Origin of the sequence: Sphingorhabdus sp., from assembly GCF_044357595.1 — a bacterium.
Classification (GTDB): Bacteria; Pseudomonadota; Alphaproteobacteria; order Sphingomonadales; family Sphingomonadaceae; genus Sphingorhabdus_B.
On sequence record NZ_JBIKPH010000180.1, the window covers coordinates 1 to 3,600 of the forward strand.

Genomic DNA, 3,600 nt, shown 5'->3' on the forward strand with positions numbered 1-3,600 from the left:
GATGCATCAGATTGCCGCTCGCATTTGCGAAGGCCTTATTTGGCGTGACGCGACTAGACCAAGAAGTATTCGTTCTCCAAGACACTGCAACGCCCGTGAAAAGGCCAGAACCAAAGCCTGTCGTTGATCCAATATTGGCACCAACTATGCCGCCTGTGGAGACCACGAGTACGCAAGAAGCCCCGGTGTCGAAAGCTATCGACAATTACCCACCGGCATCATCCGCCTGATGCTTCGTTAACGCGCAAAAAGCCGTTACTTCCACGATTGACGTTTACGCTAACGTAAACTAGTGACGTTAGTGCAACGAAGAGGGAAGGCGCCATGGAATCTTTTACGCATGACGAAAGACGGGCTGATGCGACGATCGATACGCCGGATGCATTCAATCGGGATTCGTTTACGATATCCGACCTATCCCTCGAATTTGAGGTAACGGCCCGCGCGTTGCGTTTTTACGAAGATCAGGGGCTGATTTCCCCCGAGCGCATGGGTTTGGCCCGGATATACTCGACGCGTGACCGCGCCCGGTTGGCGTGGATATTGCGGGCAAAGCGTGTTGGTTTCAGCCTCGCGGAAATCCGCGAGATGATTGATCTTTATGACCTGAATGACGGCCGCAATATTCAGCGCCGGGTGACCATTGAAAAATGCCGCGACCGGATCAATCTTTTGAAGGCGCAGCGCGACGATATTGAAAGCGCGATCAAAGAGCTCACTGAATTTGTTTCAACGGTGGAAAAGGTCGAGGCCGCGGAAAAATCAGCAGCAGCCTAACCGAAAAACGCACTGCAAACCTTAAGGATCAAAAATGCCAACCTACACCGCCCCAGTTCGCGATATGCAGTTCATTCTCAACGAAGTATTGGGTGTGGAGCGCTTTGCCAATCTGCCAGGTTTTGAAAACGCGAGCGCCGATATGGTCGACGCAATCCTGACCGAAGGCGCGAAGTTCGTAGAGGGGGTTCTTTTCCCGTTAAACCAAGTTGGCGACTTGCAGGGCTGCACCCGGCATGAAGACGGTAGCGTCACCACGCCAGATGGGTTCAAAGAAGCCTATAAGCTCTTTTGTGAAGGTGGATGGGGCACATTGTCGGGGCCGGTAGAGTTCGGTGGGCAGGGCATGCCGCACATCGTCTCCATGGCGTTTGAGGAGTTGATGGCAAGCTCCAACATGGCGTTCGCGATGTATCCTGGCTTAACTCAAGGTGCAGTGTCCGCAATCTTGGTGAAGGGCAGCGACGAACAGAAGGCCAAATATGCACCAAATATGATCTCGGGCAAATGGGGCGGGACAATGAACCTGACCGAGCCGCATTGTGGAACCGACCTTGGCCTTATCCGCACTAAGGCCGTGCCGAATACCGATGGCAGCTATGCGATTTCGGGCACCAAAATCTTTATCTCTTCTGGCGAGCACGACTTGACCGAAAACATCATTCATCTCGTGTTGGCCAAAACCCCTGGCGCACCGGATAGTGTGAAAGGCATATCGCTGTTCATCGTGCCTAAATTCCTCGTGAATGATGATGGTTCGCTCGGCGCGCGCAACACGCTGTCTTGTGGTTCCATTGAACATAAGATGGGGATCCACGGAAACGCTACCTGCGTCATGAATTATGATGATGCTACCGGCTTTCTTGTCGGTGACGAAAATAAGGGCCTCGCCGCCATGTTTATCATGATGAACATCGCGCGGCTTGGCGTGGGGCAGCAAGGCCTTGGCGTCGCTGAGGTCGCTTATCAAAACGCAGTATATTATGCGCAAGACCGCCGGCAGGGGCGTGCGCTGACTGGACCGCAAGACCTTGAGCAAAAGGCCGACACATTGTTCGTCCACCCCGACGTCCGCCGCATGTTGATGGATGCGAAGGCATTCACCGAGGGCATGCGCGCCTTGTGCTTATGGGGTGCGTTACAGGCCGATTTGCTGCACCACGCGCAAACTGAAGAAGAACGCCAGATGGCCGACGATCTGCTATCCCTCTTAACGCCGGTCATTAAGGGCTATGGCACCGACAAGGGCTATGAAGTCGCAACCAATGCCCAGCAAGTCTATGGCGGCCACGGCTATATTGCCGAATGGGGCATGGAACAATATGTCCGCGATGCCCGCATCGCGATGATTTACGAAGGCACCAATGGCGTGCAGGCGATGGACTTGGTCGGCCGGAAACTCGCGCAAAATGGTGGCCGTGCTATTCAGGCGCTTTTTAAGATTGTGGATGAAGAATGCGCAACCGCGAAATCCGGCCCACTTGCCGATCTGGCCACCCGTCTTGAAAAAGCCAGTGGTGATTTGAAGGCTTCAACCATGTGGTTCATGCAAAATGGCATGGCAAACCCGAATAACATTGGCGCTGGCGCGCACCATTATATGCATATCATGGGCATCGTTGCGCTTGGCTTGCAATGGCTGCGTATGGCGCAAAGTGCGCAAAAAGCATTGGATGCAGGGGCGGGCAACGCGGCATTCTATGAAACGAAGCTTGTGACCGCGCGCTACTTCGCCGAGCGCTATTTACCTGATTGCGGTGCACTGCGCCGCAAGATTGAAGCAGGAAGTGAGGCTATCATGGCGCTAACACCGGAAATGTTTGCGGCCGCCTAACAACAGCCAGCTTTGCTAGGTAACAAATTGCCGGGATGATGAGTCCCGGCATTTTTGTTTATTCGACCGGCAGAAAGTCCGGAACCGAAAGATAGCGTTCGCCAGTATCATAATTGAAACCAAGCACGCGGCTTCCCGCGGGCAGATCTGGAAGCTTCTGCGCAATCGCGGCAAGCGTCGCGCCGGATGAAATACCCACCAGCATGCCTTCTTCGCGTGCGGCACGGCGCGCGGTTTCCTTGGCAACATCTGGATCAACTTGAATGACACCGTCGAGTAACGACGTGTGCAAGTTGGCCGGAATGAAACCAGCGCCAATTCCTTGAATTGCATGTGGGCCTGGCTGGCCACCGCTGATCACGGGGGACAGCGTTGGTTCAACCGCAAACACTTTCAAGTTGGGCCACGCCTTTTTCAAGACCTCCGCGCAACCTGTAATGTGGCCACCTGTCCCAACTCCTGTGATCATGGCGTCGATGGGAGAATCTGCAAAATCCTCTAAAATCTCCAACGCAGTGGTGCGGGTGTGGACGTCGATATTGGCGGGATTTTCAAACTGTTGCGGCATCCAAGAATTCGTGGTTTGGGACACCAATTCAAGCGCACGTTCAATCGCACCCTTCATGCCCTTTTCACGGGGAGTCAGGTCAAACGAAGCCCCATAAGCCAGCATCAAGCGGCGGCGTTCCAAAGACATGGATTCGGGCATCACAAGGATAAGCTTATAGCCTTTGACTGCCGCTACCATGGCAAGGCCAACTCCGGTGTTCCCAGATGTGGGTTCAATGATCGTGCCGCCGGGCTTTAATGTGCCATCCTTTTCGGCCGCTTCAATCATAGCAAGGCCAATACGGTCCTTGATTGACCCGCCGGGGTTTGATCGTTCCGATTTAATCCATACCTCAGCATGCGGAAACATACGTGCCATGCGGATATGCGGGCTGTTGCCGATGGTTTCGAGGATCGATTGGGCTTTCATGGACTTTTTC

The 3,600-nt window shown here is 54.0% G+C and carries 3 protein-coding genes and 1 pseudogene; 3 read left to right on the plus strand and 1 reads right to left on the minus strand.

The features are described from left to right. The 3 genes and pseudogenes from ACIQ2T_RS12520 to ACIQ2T_RS12530 form a co-directional block, all read left to right on the plus strand. A pseudogene (locus tag ACIQ2T_RS12520) lies at positions 1 to 230 on the plus strand (hypothetical protein); the annotation flags it as partial. A 94-nt stretch (positions 231 to 324) separates the two neighbouring features. Then, positions 325 to 777, plus strand: a complete 453-nt coding sequence (locus ACIQ2T_RS12525) for a MerR family DNA-binding transcriptional regulator (protein WP_306062522.1) — start codon at positions 325 to 327, stop codon at positions 775 to 777. Between the two features lie 34 nt (positions 778 to 811). Continuing rightward, a complete protein-coding gene (locus ACIQ2T_RS12530; RefSeq protein WP_397591098.1) occupies positions 812 to 2,611 on the plus strand; it encodes an acyl-CoA dehydrogenase C-terminal domain-containing protein in 1,800 nt (599 codons plus the stop codon). 58 nt (positions 2,612 to 2,669) lie between these two features. Here ACIQ2T_RS12530 and cysK read toward each other — a convergent pair whose 3' ends face one another. Further along, entirely contained in the window at positions 2,670 to 3,590 is a 921-nt protein-coding gene (cysK, locus tag ACIQ2T_RS12535; RefSeq protein WP_397591099.1) for a cysteine synthase A, read from the minus strand. Positions 3,591 to 3,600 lie beyond the last annotated feature (10 nt).